The sequence below is a fragment of the Janibacter cremeus genome (genome assembly GCF_029395675.1).
In the GTDB taxonomy this organism is placed as follows: domain Bacteria; phylum Actinomycetota; class Actinomycetes; order Actinomycetales; family Dermatophilaceae; genus Janibacter; species Janibacter cremeus_A.
This window is the reverse complement of record NZ_CP115184.1, coordinates 296537-314545: the sequence shown is the minus strand read 5'-3', so window position 1 is coordinate 314545 and position 18009 is coordinate 296537. Positions and strand designations below refer to the sequence as shown.

Here is an 18009-nt window from a genome sequence, read left to right as displayed (position 1 = left end):
CCGTGCCACGGGCGGTACCGGAGGCGGTGGATGCTCACCGTGTCGGGCCGCCACCACGGTGCCACCGACCGTCCTCGGCCTGGTGGGCCCACCCCTCCAGCTGCATCATGGCCAGCTGGCCGATGACCTCCTCGACCGGCACGACCAGGTCGGTCGCCAGGGCACCGACGTCCCTGCCCCGTCGCACGTCCAGCAGGTCGTGGACGCGGCGCTGGTCGCTGGGCATGACGTCGGGGGCGCGGCTCGGGCCCAGGAGCTCGACCGCCTCTGCCGGGGCCTGCCCGACGGGGGCCGCGAGCCCCAGGACCTCGTCGGCGTCGGTGACGAGAGTGGCCTGGCCGCGACGGATCCACTCGTGACAGCCCGCCGAGGACATCTGCGTGACGGGGCCGGGCACGGCGCCGACGGGTCGGTGCAGCGCGTCGGCCCAGCCCGCGGTGTTCAGCGATCCCGATCGCAGGCCGGCCTCGACGACGACGCAGGCACCGCCCAGGGCGGCGATGAGTCGGTTGCGTGCGAGGAATCGGTGTCGTCGCGCCGTCGTGCCGGTGGCGAGCTCGGTGATGACGACGCCGGCCTCGGCGACGGCGTGGATGAGTCGCTCGTGCCCCCGCGGGTACACGCGGTCCGGACCGCAGGGCAGCACCGCGATCGCCGGGCCGTCGACCGCGAGCGCCCCCTGGTGGGCCGCCGCATCGATGCCGTAGGCCGCCCCGGAGACGACGCTCCACCCGTGCCGGGCGACACCGGCCCCCATCTCGCGCGCGATGGCCTCGCCGTAGCCACTGCTCGCCCGGGACCCGACGATGGCCACCGCCCTCGCGGCGAGGTCACCGAGACACCCCTGCCCACGCACGTGCACCAGGTGCGGCGCGATGAGCGGGTGGTCGAAGGCCGCGGGCCAGTCGGCGTCCCCGGGGATGACCACTCGTGCACCCGATCGCGTGGCCCGGGCCAGCTCCCCGTCGACGTCGACGTCAGGGACCCGGGCGCGGGCGCTCTCGCACCGCGGGAGGTCGTCGTCGACCAACCGGTGCCAGGCATCGACGTGACCGAGTGCCGCGATGTGCTCGTGCAGCGCGGAGGGCTTGTCGCTGACCCGTTCACGCTGCGGCTCCAGCAGGCGTGACCACGCGATCCGGGCGCGGCGCTCGTCGGAACCGATCTCCGCGTGGGCGCGGGCCACCTCGGCCCGGGTGGGGACCCGCGGACCACCGGCGCTCATGCGGCCACCGCGCCCTGGGTGCGGTACATCAGCGCCAGACCGACGTCGTCGACGCTCGGGGTCGTGCGGCCGTGCAGGTCGGCGCTCGACCACGCCAGCCGGAGGACCCGGTCGTAGCCGCGCAGGGTCACCTGCCCGAGCTCGAGGGCCCGGTCGAGCACCCGGGTCGTCGCCGACGGCAGACGCCACGGGGCCCGTCGCAGCACGGGGCCGGGCACCTGGCTGTTGAGCTGCCAGCGCTCGGCGGGCCATCGCCGCGCCTGCGCGTGGCGCGCCTCCAGCACCCTCGCCCCGACCGCGGCGCTGGAGTCCGGGGGGTCCTCGCTGAGGTCGGCGAGGCTGACCTTGGGCACCTGCACCTGGATGTCCATCCGGTCCATCAGCGGCCCGCTCAGGCGTGCGGCATAGGCCCGCCGCTCCGTCGGTCGGCACCGGCAGCTCAGCCCCTTGCCGTGGCCCTCGCCGCAGGGGCAGGGGTTCGTGGCGAGGACGAGCTGCACCCGGGCCGGGTAGGAGACCCGCTCGCGGGCCCGGGCGATGACGACCTCCCCCGACTCCAGCGGTTGGCGCAGGGCCTGCAGGGAGGACCCGGCGAACTCCGCCGCCTCGTCCAGGAAGAGGACGCCGTGGTGGGCCTGGGAGATCGCGCCGGGCAGCACCGCTGCGGTCCCGCCGCCGACGAGCGAGGGCACGCTGGCCGAGTGGTGCGGTGCGACGAAGGGCGGCACGAGGTCGATCCCCGTGGCGGGGACCGCGCCGAGCACGGAGCGCACCGCAAGGCTCTCCAGGGCCTGCTCGCGGGTCAGGGACGGCAGGATCGTCACCAACCGCTCGGCCAGCATGGTCTTGCCCGACCCCGGGGGCCCGTTGAGCAGCAGGTGGTGCCCGCCGGCGGCGGCGAGGGTCAGTGCGGACCTGGCCTCGTGCTGCCCCGAGACGTCGGCGAGGTCGAGGCTGCGGCCGTGGGGCGCCGCCACCTGCGCGGTCGGGGCCGGGGCCGGGGGCGGGGGCTCCCCCTTCGCCAAGGACCGGTAGCCGTCGACGAGGTCCCTGAGCGTGGTCGCGGTCGAGACGGTGACTCCCTCGACGAGGCCCGCCTCCGCGACGTCGCTCGGGGCGACGACGACGTGCGTGCAGCCGGCTGCCTGGGCGGCGAGCACGGCCGGGAGGATGCCGGCGACGTGGCGGAGGCGACCGTCGAGCCCGAGCTCCGCCAGGTGGACGATGGGTCGCACCGTCGCCGCCGGCAGGACCTCGCAGGCGGTCAGGGCGGCCACGGCGATCCCCAGGTCGAAGGACGTCCCGTGCTTCGGGATCGACGCCGGTGAGAGGTTGATCGTCAGCTGCCGCTGGTTCAGGGAGTACCCGGCGGCGATGGCCGCCGCACGGACCCGTTGGGGTGCCTGGCGCAGCGCGGTGTCCGGCAACCCACCGATCTCGAAGGAGGGCAACCCCTGCCCGCTGTGGCACTCGACGTCCACGACCCGGCCGGTGATCCCGCGCAGGGCCACCCCGCGGGTGACCCCGATGCTCACTGCCCCACCCCGGGACGGTGGTCGACCGAGAAGCTGCCGTCGGGGTGCTGCAGCAGGGCGACGACGTCCAGGCGCACGCCGCGCGCGGGCACCGGGTGGTCGGCGAGCCAGCAGCCGGCGAGGCGACGCAGCCGGGCCAGCTTCGCCCGGGTGATCGCCTGGATCGGCTCGCCGAAGGTCGTCGTGCGGCGGGTCTTCACCTCGCACACGACCACCGTGCCGCCGTCGCGCAGGACGAGGTCGATCTCGCCCTCTCGGCAGCGCCAGTTGCGGTCCAGCAGGACCATCCCCCGGTCGGTGAGGTACTGCTGCGCCATGTCCTCGCCGGCCACCCCGAGAGCGGATCGTGCGGATGCTTGCTCGGTCATCTCGACCACCTCCGCCGCCAGTCAACGGCGGTCGGGGCGTGACCGCGAGGTCACCGGGGGGCGCTGTGGATCCGGTCGCCACCCGTCAGGAGCTTGTGGACGGTCTAGCGACCGCCGGGACGGAAGCCGGTCTCGGGGACCTCGAGCTCGTGCTTGGCCAGCTCCTCGACGTTGACGTCCTTGAAGGTGACCACCCGCACCTGGCGGGCGAAGCGCGCGGGACGGTAGATGTCCCACACCCACGCGTCCTCCATCGTCACCTCGAAGTAGACCTCGGCGCCCTCGCCACGGACCTTCACGTCGACGCTGTTGGCGAGGTAGAAGCGCCGCTCGGTCTCGACGACGTGGCTGAAGAGGTGGACCACGTCCCGGTACTCCCGGTAGAGCGCCAGCTCCATCTCGGTCTCGTACCTCTCCAGGTCCTCCGAGCTCACTGCGGCCTCCCTTCGCTCACCATGTCGTCGAGGGGTCGGGCGACGACGTCCCCACCATCATCCACGACGACCACCGGCACATTGGAGCTCACCCCGGGCAGGGACCAGGAGCGGCGGTGGTGGTCACAGGGACCGTGGGCGGCCAGGGCATCCATGTGCACGCTCGCCGAGTAGCCCTTGTTGTCGGCCCAGCCGTAGTGCGGGTACTCGTGGTCGAGCTCGGCCATCATGCCGTCGCGCTCCACCTTGGCCAGCACGCTCGCGGCAGCCACCGAGCTGCACCGCATGTCGCCCTTGATCAGCGTGCGCACCGGTGGGGTGGAGGTCCCCGCCAGCTCGGCGAGAAGACCGACCTGCTCGGGGTCGGTGAGCCAGTCGTGGTTGCCGTCCAGGAGCACGAGGTCCGGTACGACGTCCAGGGCGGCCAGCGCGCGCGTCCCCGCCAGGCGAAGGGCCCCGATGATCCCGACCTCGTCGATCTCGGCGGGCATCGCGTGACCGACGGCGTGGCCGCGGGCCCAGCGGGTCAGCCGCGGGACCATCGCCTCGCGGGCGGCGGGCGTCAGCAGCTTGGAGTCCTTCACACCGGTGGGCGCACTCGGGCACGTCTCGTCGATGACGACGACCCCGACGCTCACCGGGCCGGCGAGCGCCCCCCGGCCGACCTCGTCCATGCCGGCGAGCACCCGGTGCCCGGCCCGCTGCAGCTCGCGCTCGACGCGCAGGCTGGGGCGGGAGGACCGTGGGGTACCGGGGCGGGTCATCGTGTCGCGGGGGTCTCGCGGACGGCCAGGCCGAAGGCCCGGTTGCCCGGGTCCGGCACGTCGGCGAAGACGTCGTCGTGGTCGGAGAGCCGGCCCACCCGGTCTAGGGGCCACACCTTGAGGACGGCCTTGCCGACGACGAGGTCGATGGGCACGGCCCCCTCGGCGCCGGTCCCGCCCGGGTCGTGGAAGCGGGAGTCGGAGGAGTCGCCACGGTTGTCACCCATGACCCACAGTCGCCCCTCGGGGACGGTGATGTTGAACTCCTGGGTGTCCTCACCCTGACCGGGCTTGAGGTAGGCCCGCTCGTCGATCGCCGTGCCGTTGACGAGCAGGCGGCCCTCGGCGTCGCAGCACTGCACCGTGTCGCCCGGCAGACCGATGACGCGCTTGATCAGGTGCCCCTCGGAGGTGTCGGGCAGCAGACCGACGAACATCAGGCCGTCACGCAGGGCGTTCAGCGCCGCGCCGCGATCGGCCGCGGGTGCCGGGTCGAGCCAGTCACCGGGGTCGTCGAAGACGATGACGTCGCCGCGGTCGATGTCCACGAGCGTCGGGGAGAGCTTCGAGACGACGACGCGGTCGCCGACGAGCAGGGTGTCCTCCATCGACTCGCTCGGGATGAAGAAGGCCTGGATGAGGAAGGTCTTGACGATGAAGGAGAGCACCAGCGCCATCGCGAGGACGACGAAGACCTCCTTCACCGCGGACCCGAGTCTGGCGCCGAAGCCGCGATCGCGGTGCGTGCGTTCGGCACGGGCCCGCTCCCGTCGTGCGTCTTCGGCCTCCGCGCGTGCCGAGTCAGGGTCGTGTGCCACTGGTCTCTTCCTCTAGTGCCCCCGGGTCCCGGGTACGGTCCCGTCCAGTATCGCTGCTCGTGCGGCGCACGTGTGCACCGGAGCCCATGTCGTCGTGTCGGTCGGCCCGCTCCCCGAGCCCACCGAGGCGGTCGAGGGGCCAGTACCGCCACGCGACGTGCCCGATGACGTCGTCGAGCGGGACCATCCCGCCCCCCGGGTCGCCCAGGTGGCTGCGCGAGTCCGCCGACTCCGAGCGGTTGTCGCCCAGGACGAAGAGCTTCTCGGGCGGCACGGCCACGGTGAAGGGGTGCTCGCACGGCGCCTCCTCGGGCGGGAGCCACGGCTCGGTGACCGGCGCGCCGTCCACGACCAGCCCCTCGTCTGGCGTGCACGAGATGGTGTCGCCGCCGACCCCGGCCACCCGCTTGAGGTAGTCCCGCTCCCCCAGGTCGATCGAGAAGGTCGAGGCCGTGGCCGCGAGCGCCCGACCGAGGCGACCGTCGACCGTCGGCGCGGTGTCGCCCTCGGACGCGAACGTCGTCGTGCCGTCGAAGACGATCACGTCGCCGCGCTCGACGGTCCCCGCACCGATCTTCGTCACCACGACCCGGTCCCCCGGCCGGATCGTCGGCTCCATCGAGCCGCTCGGGACGTGGAAGGACTGGATGACGAAGGCCCGCAGCAGGAGGAGGAGCAGGACGCCCACACCGAGCTCGAGCAGCAGACGTCGGGCCGGACGCGCGTCGACCCCCGCCGGGTCACCGGCGGGGGTCGATGCGTTCGCGTCCTGGGCGGGGTCGGTCGACATCGGGCGTCAGCCTACGTCCCGCCGGCAGGGGCGGATGCGTCAGTTCGAGGGGGTCTCGCGCTTCTCGCGGATGCGAGCGGCCTTGCCCTTGCGGTCACGCAGGTAGTAGAGCTTCGCGCGACGGACGTCACCACGGGTGGCGACCTCGATCTTCTCGATGACCGGCGCGTGCACCGGGAAGGTGCGCTCCACGCCGACGCCGAAGGAGGACTTGCGGACGGTGAAGGTCTCGCCGACGCCGCCGCCGTGGCGACGGATCACGACGCCCTGGAAGACCTGGATACGGGAGCGGCTGCCCTCGATGACCTTCACGTGCACCTTGACGGTGTCACCGGCGCGGAACTCGGGGACGTCGTCCCGCATGGAGGCCTTGTCGATCTCGTCGAAACGCTGCATGGCGTTGTCGCTTCCTGCGGACGCCACAGGTCGTCCGCCCTCGTCAGTGGAGTGGAGGTCGCGCTCACCGCCGCGTGCAGGTCGTGGCCACCCGAGGGTCGCTACGGGCCCGTCACTCCCCCTGTGGCAGGGGCGGTGTCATGAGCGCGATGGCCAATTCTGCCAGAGGACGGGCGTGACCAGAAATCGAGCGGCCGGGCTCCCGGTGATCACCGGTCGGCGTCAGCGGTCGGCACGACGGACGAGGTCGACGGTGCCCGGCCCGACCCCGGGGCCGACGACGCGGTACCCGGCCTTCTTGCAGATCTTCAGCAGGCGCGGCTGGTCGGCGCCGGTGTTGAGCCAGAACGTCGTGATGTCGGCGGGAGCCAGCGCCTCGGCATGGGCGAGCAGCGCGCGTCCGAGTCCCTGCCGCTGCAGGTCCGGCGCGACCATGATCCGACCGATCTGCCAGGTCGTCGGCTGGTGCGGGTCGCGTCGCACGCGCACGGACATGACCAGGCGGCCCTCGGAGCGGAAGAGGTGCGTCGTCCACTGCCCGAGGTTCTCGGCGACCGTGCCCGCGTCCTCGGCCGGCGCGCCCCACCAGTGCTGCGGCTGGGCGACCAGCTCGATCCAGCAGGCCTTCTGCAGCACGGCCAGCTCGGGGGCGTCCGCAGGTGAGGCGACGGCGTGCTCCAGGTCGGCGAGGTCCGCCGTCGTCGCCGCCGTGTGCAGCAGGTCGGGGCGTCGGGCTGCCGTGCGCGCGAGGCGCTGCTCATGGCGCCACCGGGAGATGGCGGCATGGTTGCCGCCGAGCAGCACGGCCGGCACGGTGCGCTCGACGCCGTCGCCGCCGTCCCACACCGCGGGCTTGGTGTAGATCGGGTACTCGAGCAGCCCCCCTTCGTGCGACTCCTCGACGAGCGACTCCGCGTTGCCGACGACCCCCGGCAGGAGGCGTCCGATCGCCTCGACCATCGCGAGCACCGCGACCTCGCCGCCGTTGAGCACGTAGTCACCCAGGGAGACGACCCGGACCTCCATGCGTTCGGCGGCCCACTCGTAGGTGCGCTCGTCGATCCCCTCGTAGCGGCCGCACGCGAAGGCCAGCCAGGGGGCCGCGGCGAGCTCGTGCGCCATCGCCTGGGTGAAGCGCTCGCCACCGGGGCCGGGCACGATGAGAAGGGGGGCCGGGCCCGTCGCCTCGTCGGCGGAGTCCAGGACGTGGGTGAGGGCCTCGCTCCACGGCTGGGGCTTCATCACCATCCCCGCCCCGCCCCCGTACGGCGTGTCGTCCACCGTCCGGTGGCGGTCGTGGGTGAAGTCGCGCAGGTCGTGCACCCGCACGTCGAGGATCTGCTCGCGACGCGCCTTCCCGATGAGCGAGAGGTCCAGGGGCGCCAGGTAGTCCGGGAAGATCGAGATGGCGTCGATGCGCACGGCTCACTCCCCCTTCGCGTCGAGGTCGAGCAGGCCGGGTGGCGGGTCGACGACGAGCCGGCCGACCGACGGGTCCACCTCGGTGACGATCGCCTCGACGAAGGGGACGAGCGCCTCCTCGCCATCGGGTCGGCGCAGCACGAGGCGGTCCTGCGCGCCACCGATCTCGAGCGCGGTCACCTCGCCGATGACCTCCCCGGCGGGGGTGCGCGCCGTCAGGCCGACGAGGTCCTCCTCGTACCAGCCCTCGTCGTCCGCCTCGTCCATCGCCTCCGGGTCGGCCAGGAGCAGGCGGGTGCCGCGCAGCGACTCCGCGCCGGTGCGGTCGGGGATCCCCTCGAAGCCCAGCAGCCAGATGCCCCGGTGGACCCGGCTCGTCGCCAGGGTCAGCTGGCGCGGGACGCCCGATCCGGCCTCCGCGCGGGTGTCGAAGACGACCCCGGGCACGAAACGGGACTCGGGGTCGTCCGTGTGCAGCTGGACCGTCACCTCACCGCGCAGGGCGTGGGGTTTGCCGATGCGGGCGACGACGTGACCCTCGGAAGCATCCATGCGGGCCAAGATACGTGCCCCGGCAGACCACGTGTGACACGACGAGGGGCCGCCATCCGTGATGGATGGCGGCCCCTCGTCTCCCGCGGGCGGCTCAGCGCTCGCGGTCGGTGTCGACGATGTCGATCCGGACGTTCTCACCACCGGAGAGCGCACCGAGGACGGTGCGCAGCGCCGAGGCGGTGCGGCCGGAGCGACCGATGACGCGGCCGAGGTCGTCGGGGTGCACGCGCACCTCGAGGATCTGCCCGCGACGCAGGTTCTTGCTCCGCACGACGACGTCGTCCTTGTGGTCGACGATGCCGATGACCAGGTGCTCGAGCGCCTCGTCGAGCATCTCAGGCCTCGGGGGTCTCGGCGGGGGACTCGGCGGGGGCGCTCGGGGCGTCGTCCTTGGCGGTCGGCTCGGAGGCGGCCTGCGCCTTGGCTGCCTCCCTGTCGGCCTTCTTCTTGGACGTGATCGCCTCGTGCTCGCTGGCCTCCTTGTCGGAGGAGGCGAGGGCGGCCTCGTAGAGCTCCTTCTTCGAGGTCCGCGGCTCCTTGGACCTCAGGGTGCCCTCGGCGCCGGGCTCGCCCTTGAACTTCTGCCAGTCACCGGTGACCTTGAGCAGTGCGGCGACGGCCTCGGTGGGCTGGGCGCCCTCGGAGAGCCAGTACTGCGCACGCTCGCTGTTGATGTCGATGACCGAGGGCTCCTCGGTGGGGTGGTACAGGCCGATCTCCTCGATCGCCCGGCCGTCCCGCTTGGCACGGGCGTCCATGACGACGACGCGGTAGAACGGGGCGCGGATCTTGCCCATGCGCTTGAGACGAATCTTGACGGCCACTGGCGTGGTCTCCTTCATGTCATGAGCACGGCCAGACCGTGCGCCTGTCGCACGGGGTACCGCTGCTCGGGGTGTAGGCATCCGGCGCGCGGACAGCGCGGACGGGTACAGCCCGGATTCTTCCACGACCGGTGGCGCCCGGCCAAAAGCAGCCGGTCAACGGCCACCCTCCCCATACCCGGAGTTCGCCCGTGCGTCACGCCGTGTTCTCACGCCCGGCCTTGGATTGCCGTGTCCCACGGGCACGCCGACCGGCGCGGCCGTCACCGACATCGCAGGAGAGAGCCGCATGACCACCGAGCAGTCCCCCTTCGTCCAGCGCCGTACCCTCATCCAGGGCGCCGCCTCCCTCGCCGCACTCGGCCCGCTGGGAGCACTCGGCGCCCGCACCGCCGGGGCCGCCCCGATGAGCCGCCGCCCCTTCGGCCCCGACTACGGCCCGCTCCACCCGGTGAAGGACCAGACCACCGGGCTCGAGCTCATCTCGCTCCCGAAGGGCTTCGAGTACCTCACCTACGGCTGGACCGGCTCGATGATGTCCGACGGCCTGCGCACCCCCGCCATGCACGACGGCATGGCCGCCTTCCGCGACGGCGACCTCGTCCGCCTGGTGCGCAACCACGAGAACGGCACGGGCCCCGCTTACGACAGCACGGCCTACGACGCCCGCGAGGGCGCCGGCGGCACGACGACGGTCGTCTTCGACCCGGACGCGGGACAGTTCCTCGAGTCCTACGCCTCCCTCTCGGGCACCGTGCGCAACTGCGCCGGCGGGCCGACCCCGTGGGGCACCTGGCTCTCCTGCGAGGAGACGACGCACATCTCTGCCGACGGCACCCGCCACGGTTACGTCTTCGAGGTGCCGCCCACGGGCAAGAGCAACGCCGAGCCGATCCGACAGATGGGTCGCTTCGTCCACGAGGCCACGTGCACCGACCCCTCGACCGGCATCACCTACCTCACCGAGGACGCGACCCCGTCGGGCCTCTACCGCTACGTCCCCAGGACGCCGGGGCGCCTCGCCGACGGTGGCGAGCTGCAGATGCTCGCCATCGGCAGCACGTCCCACCAGACCTACGGTGCCGGTACCGGCACGACCTACCGCAACCTGACGTGGGTGACGATCGACCAGCCCGACCCCGGAGCGGGCGAGACGAGCGTCGTGCAGCAGGGCATCGCGAAGGGGGGTGCCCAGTTCGCCCGCCTCGAGGGCGCGTGGTGGGGCAACGACCGCGCGTACATCGTGTCCACGAGCGGCGGCCCGGCCGGTCAGGGCCAGGTCTTCGAGTACGACCCGCGGACGGAGACGATGACCGTGCTCATCGCCTCGCCCGACGCCGCGACGCTGAACAACCCCGACAACATCTGCGTCTCCCCGCGCGGCGGCATCGTGCTGTGCGAGGACGGCAGCGGCAGCGAGTTCCTCCACGGCCTGACCGCCACGGGCGAGATCTTCCCCTTCGCCCAGAACACCGTCGTGCTGCCCGAGAGCGGCATCGCCGGCAGCACCGTCGCCGCCGGCACCTACACCGGGTCGGAGTGGTGCGGGTCGACCTTCGAGCCGAAGAACGGCAACTGGCTCTTCGCCAACGCGCAGAGCCCGGGCATCACGTTCGCGATCACGGGTCCGTGGCGCAAGGGCGCCCTCTGAGCCACGAGAGGACGAAGGGGGTGGGAGCCGTCGCTCCCGCCCCTTTCGTCATCGGTCAGCGGTTCTCCCACGCCCCCGGCAGCTCGAGCGCCTGCCGGACGCTCTGCGGCAGGTCCCCGGAGACCACGTCGGCCAGGGTCGTCTCGTCGAGGACCGAGCGCACGCTGGCGCGCACGGCCACCCACAGGGTGCGCAGGTTCGCCGCGGCCCCCTCGTAGCTCGTGGCCTGCGGCCGCTCGCCGCGCACCTCCGCCAGCGGACCGTCGACCGCGCGGATGACCTCACCGACGCAGATGTCCGCGGCGGGCCGGGCGAGCACGTAACCGCCCATGGCACCCATGCGACTGGTCACCAGCGAGGCCCGACGCAGGTCCCCGAGGATGGCCTCGAGGAACTTGCGGGGCAGGTCCTGCTCCTCGGCCAGCCGCTGGACGGAGACCGGCGCCCCGTCGCCTGCGTCGGCGAGCGTGAGCATCGCACGCACTGCGTAGTCGGCCCGGGCGGAGATGTGCATGCCCCCAGTATCCCCGCAGCCGCGGCGTCGTCGACGGCCACGGCCGGGGCCCGGGCCGGGACGGAAATGGTCAGCGCCCGGCGACCCGCCGGCCGCGCAGGATCACGTGCTCGGGCGTGCCGCAGGTGCGCACGTCCTCGCGGGGGTCCTCGGCCACGACGACGAGGTCGGCGTCCTCGCCCTCGGCGATCGCGGGTCGGCCCAGCCACTCGCGCGAGCGCCAGGTCCCGGCGGCAAGGGCCTCGGTCTGCGAGAAGCCGGCGCGGGTGAGCAGCTCCATCTCCTGTGCGACCAGGCCGTGGGGCAGCGAACCGCCGGCGTCGGTCCCCACGTAGACGTCGATGCCCGCGTCCCGGGCCGCGGCGATGGTCTCGAAGCGCCGCTCGTGCAGCTGGAGCATGTGGCGGTGGTAGTCGGGGAACTTCTCGGCCGCTGGGGCCGCGATCTGCGGGAAGGTCTCGATGTTGACCAGGGTGGGGACGATGGCGATGCCCTGCCGGGCGAAGGCGTCGATGGTCTCCGGCACCAGCCCGGTGGCGTGCTCGATGCAGTCCGTCCCCGCGGCGGCGAAGTCGGCGAGCGACTCCTCGCCGAAGCAGTGCGCGGTCACCCGCGCACCCTCCTCGTGGGCGGCGGCGATCGCCTCGGTGAGCACTTCTCGCGGCCAGCACGGGGTGAGGTCACCGGCTGCACGGTCGATCCAGTCGCCGACGAGCTTGACCCAGCCGTCCCCGGCACGCGCCTCGGCGCGCACCCGGGAGACGAGCTGCTCCGGCTCGATCTCGTGCGCGAAGTTGCGGATGTAGCGGCGCGTGCGCGCGATGTGCCGGCCGGCGCGGATGATCTTGGGCAGGTCGTCGCGCTCGTCGACCCACCGGGTGTCCGCGGGTGACCCGGCATCGCGGATCAGCAGCGTCCCGGCATCCCGGTCCGTGAGCGCCTGCTGCTCGCTGGTCGCGTCGTCCACCGCGCCGTGGGCATCGAGCCCGACGTGGCAGTGGGCGTCGACGAAGCCCGGCAGGACGAATCCCCGGACGGTCTCCACGTCGCCGCTCGTGGGCGGCGTGAAGGAGATCCTCCCGTCGACGACCCACAGCTCGGGGACGCTCTCGTGCTCGGAGACGAGCACCTCTCCCGTGACGTGCAGCACATCGGTCATGGCCCGAGGCTATCCTCCGAGGCGTGCTGGGTCAGCGCAGCGCGTCGGTGATTGGCGTGGACCCGTCGTGGAACTCGATGGTGCGCCGGACGGTGCCGTTGGACTCGAGCGTCTCGGCGATGACCCGGGCGACGTTCCCCCGGGAGACCTCACCGCTGCCCTCCGCCCGCGAGGCCACGTCGATGGTGCCGGTGGCCGGGCCGTCGGTGAGCGCGCTCGGGCCCAGGATGGTCCAGTCGAGGTCGGTGGTGCGCAGGTACTCGTCGGCTGCCGCCTTGGCCTCGGCGTAGGGGAAGAAGGGGTTGTCCGGCTCGACCCCGTGGTCGGGACCGGCCCCGCAGTAGCTGACCATGACGTAGCGCCGCACGCCCGCCCGGGCGGCGGCGTCCATCGAGCGGATCGCGGCGTCACGGTCGACCGCGTAGGTGCGGTCCGGGTTGCCGCCGCCGGCGCCGGCGGACCAGACGACGACGTCGTGGTCGGCCACGACCTCGGCGATGCCGTCCGCGTCGAGCTCCGCGACGTCGGCGAGCACCGGGGTGCCGCCGGCGGCCTCGACGTCACGGACGTGGTCACGGTTGCGGATCACGGAGGTCACCGTGTGGTCCTCCTCGGAGAGGAGGGGCGTGAGCTCGAGGGCGACCTTTCCGTGGCCACCGATGATGGCGATGCGCGACATGACGTCTCCTTCTGCTCGGGAGTGCCCAAGGACGGGCACCCCCTCCACCCCATCACACGTCTGCTCAGCCGCGCTCGCCGGTGATCAGCGCGCGCAGGGCCGCCGTGGTCACCTCCGGCTGCTCGGAGTGGACCCAGTGGCCGGCCTCCTTGACCGTCACCTGGCGCACCCGGGGGAAGAGCCGCCGCATCTCGGCGTCGTTCTCCTGCGAGACGTACGGGGAGTTCGCGCCGGAGAGCCACAGCACCGGCCCGTCGAAGGGGGGAAGCTCGGCGATGCGCTCCTCCGGCCACCCGCCGATGGCGGCGATGTCGCGCTCGAGCAGCGCCAGGTTGGGCAGCCAGCGCCACCCGTCGCCGTCACGCCGGAGGTTCTGCAGGAGGAATCCGCGGATCGCCGGGTCGGGGGCCGCCTCCCGCATCGCCTCGTCGGCGTCCGCGCGGCTGCTCACCGCGTCGAGGTCCACCCCGCGCATCCCGGCGAGGAAGGTCTCGAACTGGGTGAACGAGGCGGTGGGCGCCGGCGAGATGTCCACGACCGCGAGCCGCTCGACGAGCTCCGGCTCGGTCAGCGCCAGCACCATGGCGGTCTTGCCGCCCATCGAGTGCCCGACGACCGTCCAGGGCTCCTCGGGATCGATGGCCCGCAGGGTGTCGGCGAGCACCGCGGCCGCGTCGAAGTAGTCGATGCGCTCCGACCACGGGGAGTGCCCGTGGTCGGGCATGTCGACCAGGGTGGGTCGACTGATGTCGGCGAGACCCTTGGCGATCTGGTTCCAGTTGCGCCCCTGGCCCAGCAGTCCGTGGCAGAAGGCGACCCGGGGCCCCGACTCCCCCGAGCTGACCGTGTGCAGCGCCGGCTCGCCCACTACCGACCCAGGAACTTCTCGAAGCCCTTGGGCAGCTGGCTCGGGTCGAGGTCGGCGGGCCCGGGCTGGTCGGAGCCCTCCCCCGCGGCCGCACCACCGAAGGCCGAGCCGGGAGCGCTGGTGCGCCCGGCTGCCTTCTCGGCCGCCTCCCGCTCCTGCTGGGCACGCTTGGCCGGGTTGCCCGACTTGCCCTTCTTGCGCTGCTGCTGCTTGCCCTTCTTGCGGTTGGCGGCACCGCCACCGCCCCCGGGAGCACCGGGCATCCCCGGGATGCCGCCGCCACGGGCCATCTGCTTCATCATCTTCTGCGCCTGGCCGAAGCGTTCGAGAAGCTGGTTGACCTCCGAGACGCTGACGCCGGAGCCCTTGGCGATGCGCGAGCGGCGCGACCCGTTGATCTGCTTGGGGTGGGTGCGCTCGAACTGCGTCATCGAGCGCACCATCGCCTCGATGCGGTCGAACTCCCGCTCGTCGAGGTTGTCCAGCTGCGCGGACATCTGGCCCATGCCCGGCATCATCTTGAGCATCGACTTCAGCGAGCCCATCTTCTTGATGGCCGACATCTGCTGGAGGAAGTCGTCGAAGGTGAAGTCCTCCTCGGCGAGGAACTTGCGCTGCATCTCCTCGGCCTGGCCGCGCTCGAAGGCACGCTCGGCCTGCTCGATGAGGGTGAGGACGTCACCCATGTCGAGGATGCGGCTGGCCATCCGGTCGGGGTGGAAGACCTCGATGTCGCGGGTCTGCTCCCCCACGGAGGCGAACATGATCGGTCGGCCGGTGGTCCCGGCGACGGACAGCGCGGCACCACCGCGGGCGTCGCCGTCGAGCTTCGACAGGACGACACCGGTGAAGTCGACGCCCTCGGCGAAGGCCTGGGCCGTCTCGACCGCCGCCTGGCCGATCATCGCGTCGATGACGAAGAGGACCTCGTCGGGGCGGACCGCCTCGCGGATGTCGGCCGCCTGCTGCATCAGCGCCTCGTCGACCGCCAGCCGCCCGGCGGTGTCGACGATGACCACGTCGTGGTGCTGCGCCTCGGCGTGCGCGACCCCGGCGCGGCCGACGGCGACCGGGTCACCGAAGGACCGGGTGCCCTCCCCGGAGTCGAGGACAGCGTCGTGCCCGCCCAGGTTGCCGCGCTCGGGCGCGAAGACGGGGACCCCGGCCCGCTCACCGGTCACCTCGAGCTGGGTGACGGCATTGGGGCGCTGCAGGTCGGCCGCGACGAGGATGGGCGTGTGGCCCTGCTCCTTGAGCCAGGCACCGAGCTTGCCGGCGAAGGTCGTCTTGCCGGAGCCCTGCAGGCCGGCGAGCATGATCACCGTCGGCGGTCGCTTGGCGAACTCGATCGAGCGGGTGTTGCCACCGAGGATCGTCACGAGCTCCTCGTTGACGATCTTGATGACCTGCTGCGCCGGGTTGAGCGCCCCGCTGACCTCGGCCCCGGTGGCCCGCTCGCGCACCGCGCGGGTGAAGTCCTTGACCACGGGCAGCGCCACATCGGCGTCGATCAGGGCCATCCGGATGTCCCGGACGGTCTTGTTGACATCGGACTCGGACAGCCGCCCCTTGCCGCGAAGGTTCTTGAACGTCGCGGTCAGGCGGTCGGACAGGCTGGTGAACACCCGACCTAGGCTATCTTCCCGCGCGACCCCCTTCGTCCCCTACCCGTCGCAGGCACCGAGGATCGCCGAGATCGCTCGCGCGACGGCGGCAGGAGGCAGGGGCGCCCCCTCCGGGTCCGTCAGGCAGAACGTGTCCAGGGTCTGGTCCGCGACGGTGGCGATGTGCGCCGAGCGCACGACGACGTCGGTCGAGCCCAGCGCGCACCCGATGTCATGGAGGAGCCCGGGGCGGTCCCCCGCCCGCACCTCGATCAGCGTCGCTGCCTGCGTGCCCGGCACGACGAAGGCCCGCGCCCCCGGCGTCGACGGGCCCGGCGCCCCGCTCTCCCCCGTGCCGGGCCGCCGGGCACGCTTCAGCCCGGCCAGCACGGACCGGTCCCCCGCCGCGAGACGGTGCAGCCCCGCGGCGATGCGTCCTGCGTCCGGGGCGTCCGGGCCGGGTGACTCCACGACCCATTCGTCCACCGCGTGGTCGTCGAGGGTGACCAGCTTGGCGCGGCGCACCCGGAGTCCCTGCGCGGCGAGCAGCCCGGCGGTGTCGGCGAACAGGCCTCGGCGGTCCCGGGCCTGGACGGTCACGGCCCAGCCGCAGCCAGCGTCCTCCACCCGCACGTGCGTCCGCCCCTCGCTCACGGCACGGCGCCCCTCGTCGTCGGCGACGGGGTCGGCCACCACCGGCAGCGCGGCGCTGGGGACCCGGCCGGTCAGCCGGGCGCGGACCTGCCCGGTGAGGGTGTCCACGAGGGTGGCCCGCCAGTCGGTCCACGCGGCGGGCCCTGCTGCGCGGGCATCCGCGATGGTCAGCGCGCGCAACAGCTCGAAGGTCTCGATCTCACCGCCGACGAGGTCGCAGACCGCGCCCGCCGTCGCCGGGTCGGCCAGGTCGCGGCGGGTGGCGAGCTGCACGAGCGTGAGGTGCTCGCGCACGAGGAGCACGACCAGCTCACGCTCGGCAGGGGGCAGGCCCCACCTGCGCAGGACCATGTCGGCCAGCCCGGCACCGGTCCCGGAGTGGTCACGGGACCCGGCGACCTTGCCGATGTCGTGCAGCAGCGCGGCCAGCAGCAACAGGTCGGGCCGGGCGACGTCCCGGGAGAGCGCGCAGGCCTGCTCGACCGTCTGCAGCAGGTGCCGATCGACCGTGTGCCGGTGCACGGGGTTGTGCTGGGGCCGGCAGCGCACCCCGGCCCACTCGGGCAGCCACAGCTCGACGATCCCCACCTGGTCCAGCGCCTCCCACACCGGGGTCAGACCGCTCCCGGTCGAGAGCAGGTCGGTGAGGAGTGCGAGCACGTCGGCCGGCCACGGGGTCGGCAGGCGCGGCGCCCGCGAGAGGTTGGCGACCGTCGCCGGGGCCAGGGCGAGCCGGTGGCGGGCGGCGACGGCTGCGGCGCGAAGGGGGAGGGTCGCCTCGGTCCGGGCGCGCCGGGGGTCCCCGAGGACCACCTCGCCGTCGTGGGCGTGCAGGCCGTGACCGAGCGGGGCCAGCCGGGGCCGCCGTGGCCCCACGCGCAGGGTGCGGGCCCGCTGGCTCTGCTCCGCCCGGCGCATCGTCGCCTCCAGTGCCCAGGCGATGGTCCGCGCGGCCGTGGCGACGCGGACGAGCATGTCGTCGGGGTCGGTGAGGCCGAGGAGGGCGGTGACGGCGTCGTGCTCCTCGGCGACCAACCGGTCCCGACCACGACCGGTGACGACGTGCAGCGCGTCCCGCACGTCCAGCAGCTGCGCCAAGGCGGGCTCGACGCGACCGTGCGGCTGGTCGGCCAGCCAGGCGCGGGTCAGCGCCCCCAGGACCGTGACGTCCCGCAGTCCCCCGACCGCCTCCTTCAGGTCGGGTTGCACCTGCTGGGCCAGCTCACCGTGCCGGCGGTGCCGCTCGCGCACGGCCTCGGCGAAGGCCGGCAGCCGCGTGCGCGCCCCGGCGCGCCAGTCGCGTCCGACGCCGGCGCGGACCGCCTCCACCAGACCGGGGTCGCCGGCGACCGGGGACAGGTCGAGCAGGCCGGTGGCGGCCGACAGGTCCGCTCCGGCCACCGACCGGCACTGGGCGACCGAGCGCACCGAGTGGTCCAAGGAGAGCCCCGAGTCCCACACGGGGTACCAGAGCCGCTCCGCGGCCGCACCCAGCTCGGCGGCGGGGATGCTGCGGCCGTCGTGGAGGAGGATGAGGTCGAGGTCGCTCAGCGGACCCGACCACCCCCGGGCCAGGGAGCCGACGGCGGCCAGCGCCACTCCCTCACGCTCCCCCACCGCATCGGCGTACAAACCGGTGAGCCAGTCACGGGTCACGCCGGCGATCGCGGCCCGACGTGCCGGGCCGGCACCCGGGGTGGCGAAGTCCCGGGTACCGGCCAGATCGAGTCGCGCGGCCCTGATCCCCAC

General features: G+C 73.2%; 19 protein-coding genes. 1 reads left to right on the top strand and 18 read right to left on the bottom strand.

Going from position 1 to position 18009, the window contains the following annotated elements; translation table 11 throughout:
* Window positions 1-34: 34 nt before the first annotated feature.
* From dprA to rpsP, 12 genes are all read right to left on the bottom strand, one after another.
* Window positions 35-1225: a DNA-processing protein DprA gene (gene dprA, locus O9K63_RS01450; RefSeq protein WP_277240022.1), complete on the bottom strand. Its 1191-nt coding sequence runs from the start codon at window positions 1223-1225 to the stop codon at window positions 35-37.
* On the bottom strand, window positions 1222-2760 hold the full coding sequence (locus O9K63_RS01445) for a YifB family Mg chelatase-like AAA ATPase (RefSeq protein WP_277240021.1): 1539 nt from the start codon (window positions 2758-2760) through the stop codon (window positions 1222-1224). The genes dprA and O9K63_RS01445 overlap by 4 nt, the downstream gene beginning before the upstream one ends.
* A complete protein-coding gene (locus O9K63_RS01440) occupies window positions 2757-3128 on the bottom strand; it encodes a YraN family protein (RefSeq protein ID WP_277240020.1) in 372 nt (123 codons plus the stop codon). The genes O9K63_RS01445 and O9K63_RS01440 overlap by 4 nt, the downstream gene beginning before the upstream one ends.
* A gap of 104 nt (window positions 3129-3232) precedes the next feature.
* Entirely contained in the window at window positions 3233-3562 is a 330-nt protein-coding gene (locus O9K63_RS01435; protein WP_277240019.1) for a DUF2469 domain-containing protein, read from the bottom strand.
* Window positions 3559-4326: a ribonuclease HII gene (locus O9K63_RS01430; RefSeq protein ID WP_277240018.1), complete on the bottom strand. Its 768-nt coding sequence runs from the start codon at window positions 4324-4326 to the stop codon at window positions 3559-3561. The genes O9K63_RS01435 and O9K63_RS01430 overlap by 4 nt, the downstream gene beginning before the upstream one ends.
* Entirely contained in the window at window positions 4323-5144 is an 822-nt protein-coding gene (gene lepB / locus O9K63_RS01425) for a signal peptidase I (RefSeq protein ID WP_277240017.1), read from the bottom strand. The genes O9K63_RS01430 and lepB (O9K63_RS01425) overlap by 4 nt, the downstream gene beginning before the upstream one ends.
* Window positions 5128-5934, bottom strand: a complete 807-nt coding sequence (lepB, locus tag O9K63_RS01420; RefSeq protein WP_277240016.1) for a signal peptidase I — start codon at window positions 5932-5934, stop codon at window positions 5128-5130. The genes lepB (O9K63_RS01425) and lepB (O9K63_RS01420) overlap by 17 nt, the downstream gene beginning before the upstream one ends.
* Window positions 5935-5973: 39 nt before the next feature.
* Window positions 5974-6330, bottom strand: coding sequence for a 50S ribosomal protein L19 (gene rplS, locus O9K63_RS01415; protein ID WP_277240015.1), 357 nt, complete (start codon window positions 6328-6330; stop codon window positions 5974-5976).
* Window positions 6331-6552: 222 nt separating this feature from the next.
* Window positions 6553-7752: a tRNA (guanosine(37)-N1)-methyltransferase TrmD gene (gene trmD, locus O9K63_RS01410; protein WP_277240014.1), complete on the bottom strand. Its 1200-nt coding sequence runs from the start codon at window positions 7750-7752 to the stop codon at window positions 6553-6555.
* Window positions 7753-7755: 3 nt separating this feature from the next.
* Window positions 7756-8304 (bottom strand): ribosome maturation factor RimM, encoded by a 549-nt coding sequence (rimM, locus tag O9K63_RS01405; protein ID WP_277240013.1) that lies wholly within the window; start codon window positions 8302-8304, stop codon window positions 7756-7758.
* A gap of 94 nt (window positions 8305-8398) precedes the next feature.
* Window positions 8399-8641 (bottom strand): RNA-binding protein, encoded by a 243-nt coding sequence (locus O9K63_RS01400; protein ID WP_277240012.1) that lies wholly within the window; start codon window positions 8639-8641, stop codon window positions 8399-8401.
* Window position 8642: 1 nt separating this feature from the next.
* A complete protein-coding gene (gene rpsP, locus O9K63_RS01395; RefSeq protein ID WP_277240011.1) occupies window positions 8643-9131 on the bottom strand; it encodes a 30S ribosomal protein S16 in 489 nt (162 codons plus the stop codon).
* A 289-nt stretch (window positions 9132-9420) separates the two neighbouring features.
* Between rpsP and O9K63_RS01390 the strand changes: the two genes are divergently transcribed.
* Entirely contained in the window at window positions 9421-10782 is a 1362-nt protein-coding gene (locus O9K63_RS01390; protein WP_277240010.1) for a PhoX family protein, read from the top strand.
* A gap of 55 nt (window positions 10783-10837) precedes the next feature.
* On the opposite strand, the gene O9K63_RS01385 is transcribed toward O9K63_RS01390, so the two are convergent.
* From O9K63_RS01385 to O9K63_RS01360, 6 genes are all read right to left on the bottom strand, one after another.
* Window positions 10838-11296: an RrF2 family transcriptional regulator gene (locus O9K63_RS01385; RefSeq protein WP_277240009.1), complete on the bottom strand. Its 459-nt coding sequence runs from the start codon at window positions 11294-11296 to the stop codon at window positions 10838-10840.
* Window positions 11297-11366: 70 nt separating this feature from the next.
* On the bottom strand, window positions 11367-12455 hold the full coding sequence (locus O9K63_RS01380) for an amidohydrolase family protein (RefSeq protein WP_277240008.1): 1089 nt from the start codon (window positions 12453-12455) through the stop codon (window positions 11367-11369).
* A gap of 31 nt (window positions 12456-12486) precedes the next feature.
* A complete protein-coding gene (locus tag O9K63_RS01375; RefSeq protein WP_277240007.1) occupies window positions 12487-13134 on the bottom strand; it encodes an SDR family oxidoreductase in 648 nt (215 codons plus the stop codon).
* A gap of 64 nt (window positions 13135-13198) precedes the next feature.
* A complete protein-coding gene (locus tag O9K63_RS01370) occupies window positions 13199-14002 on the bottom strand; it encodes an alpha/beta fold hydrolase (protein ID WP_277240006.1) in 804 nt (267 codons plus the stop codon).
* On the bottom strand, window positions 14002-15627 hold the full coding sequence (gene ffh, locus O9K63_RS01365) for a signal recognition particle protein (RefSeq protein ID WP_277240005.1): 1626 nt from the start codon (window positions 15625-15627) through the stop codon (window positions 14002-14004). The genes O9K63_RS01370 and ffh overlap by 1 nt, the downstream gene beginning before the upstream one ends.
* Window positions 15628-15666: 39 nt before the next feature.
* Window positions 15667-18009: a [protein-PII] uridylyltransferase gene (locus O9K63_RS01360; RefSeq protein ID WP_277240004.1), complete on the bottom strand. Its 2343-nt coding sequence runs from the start codon at window positions 18007-18009 to the stop codon at window positions 15667-15669.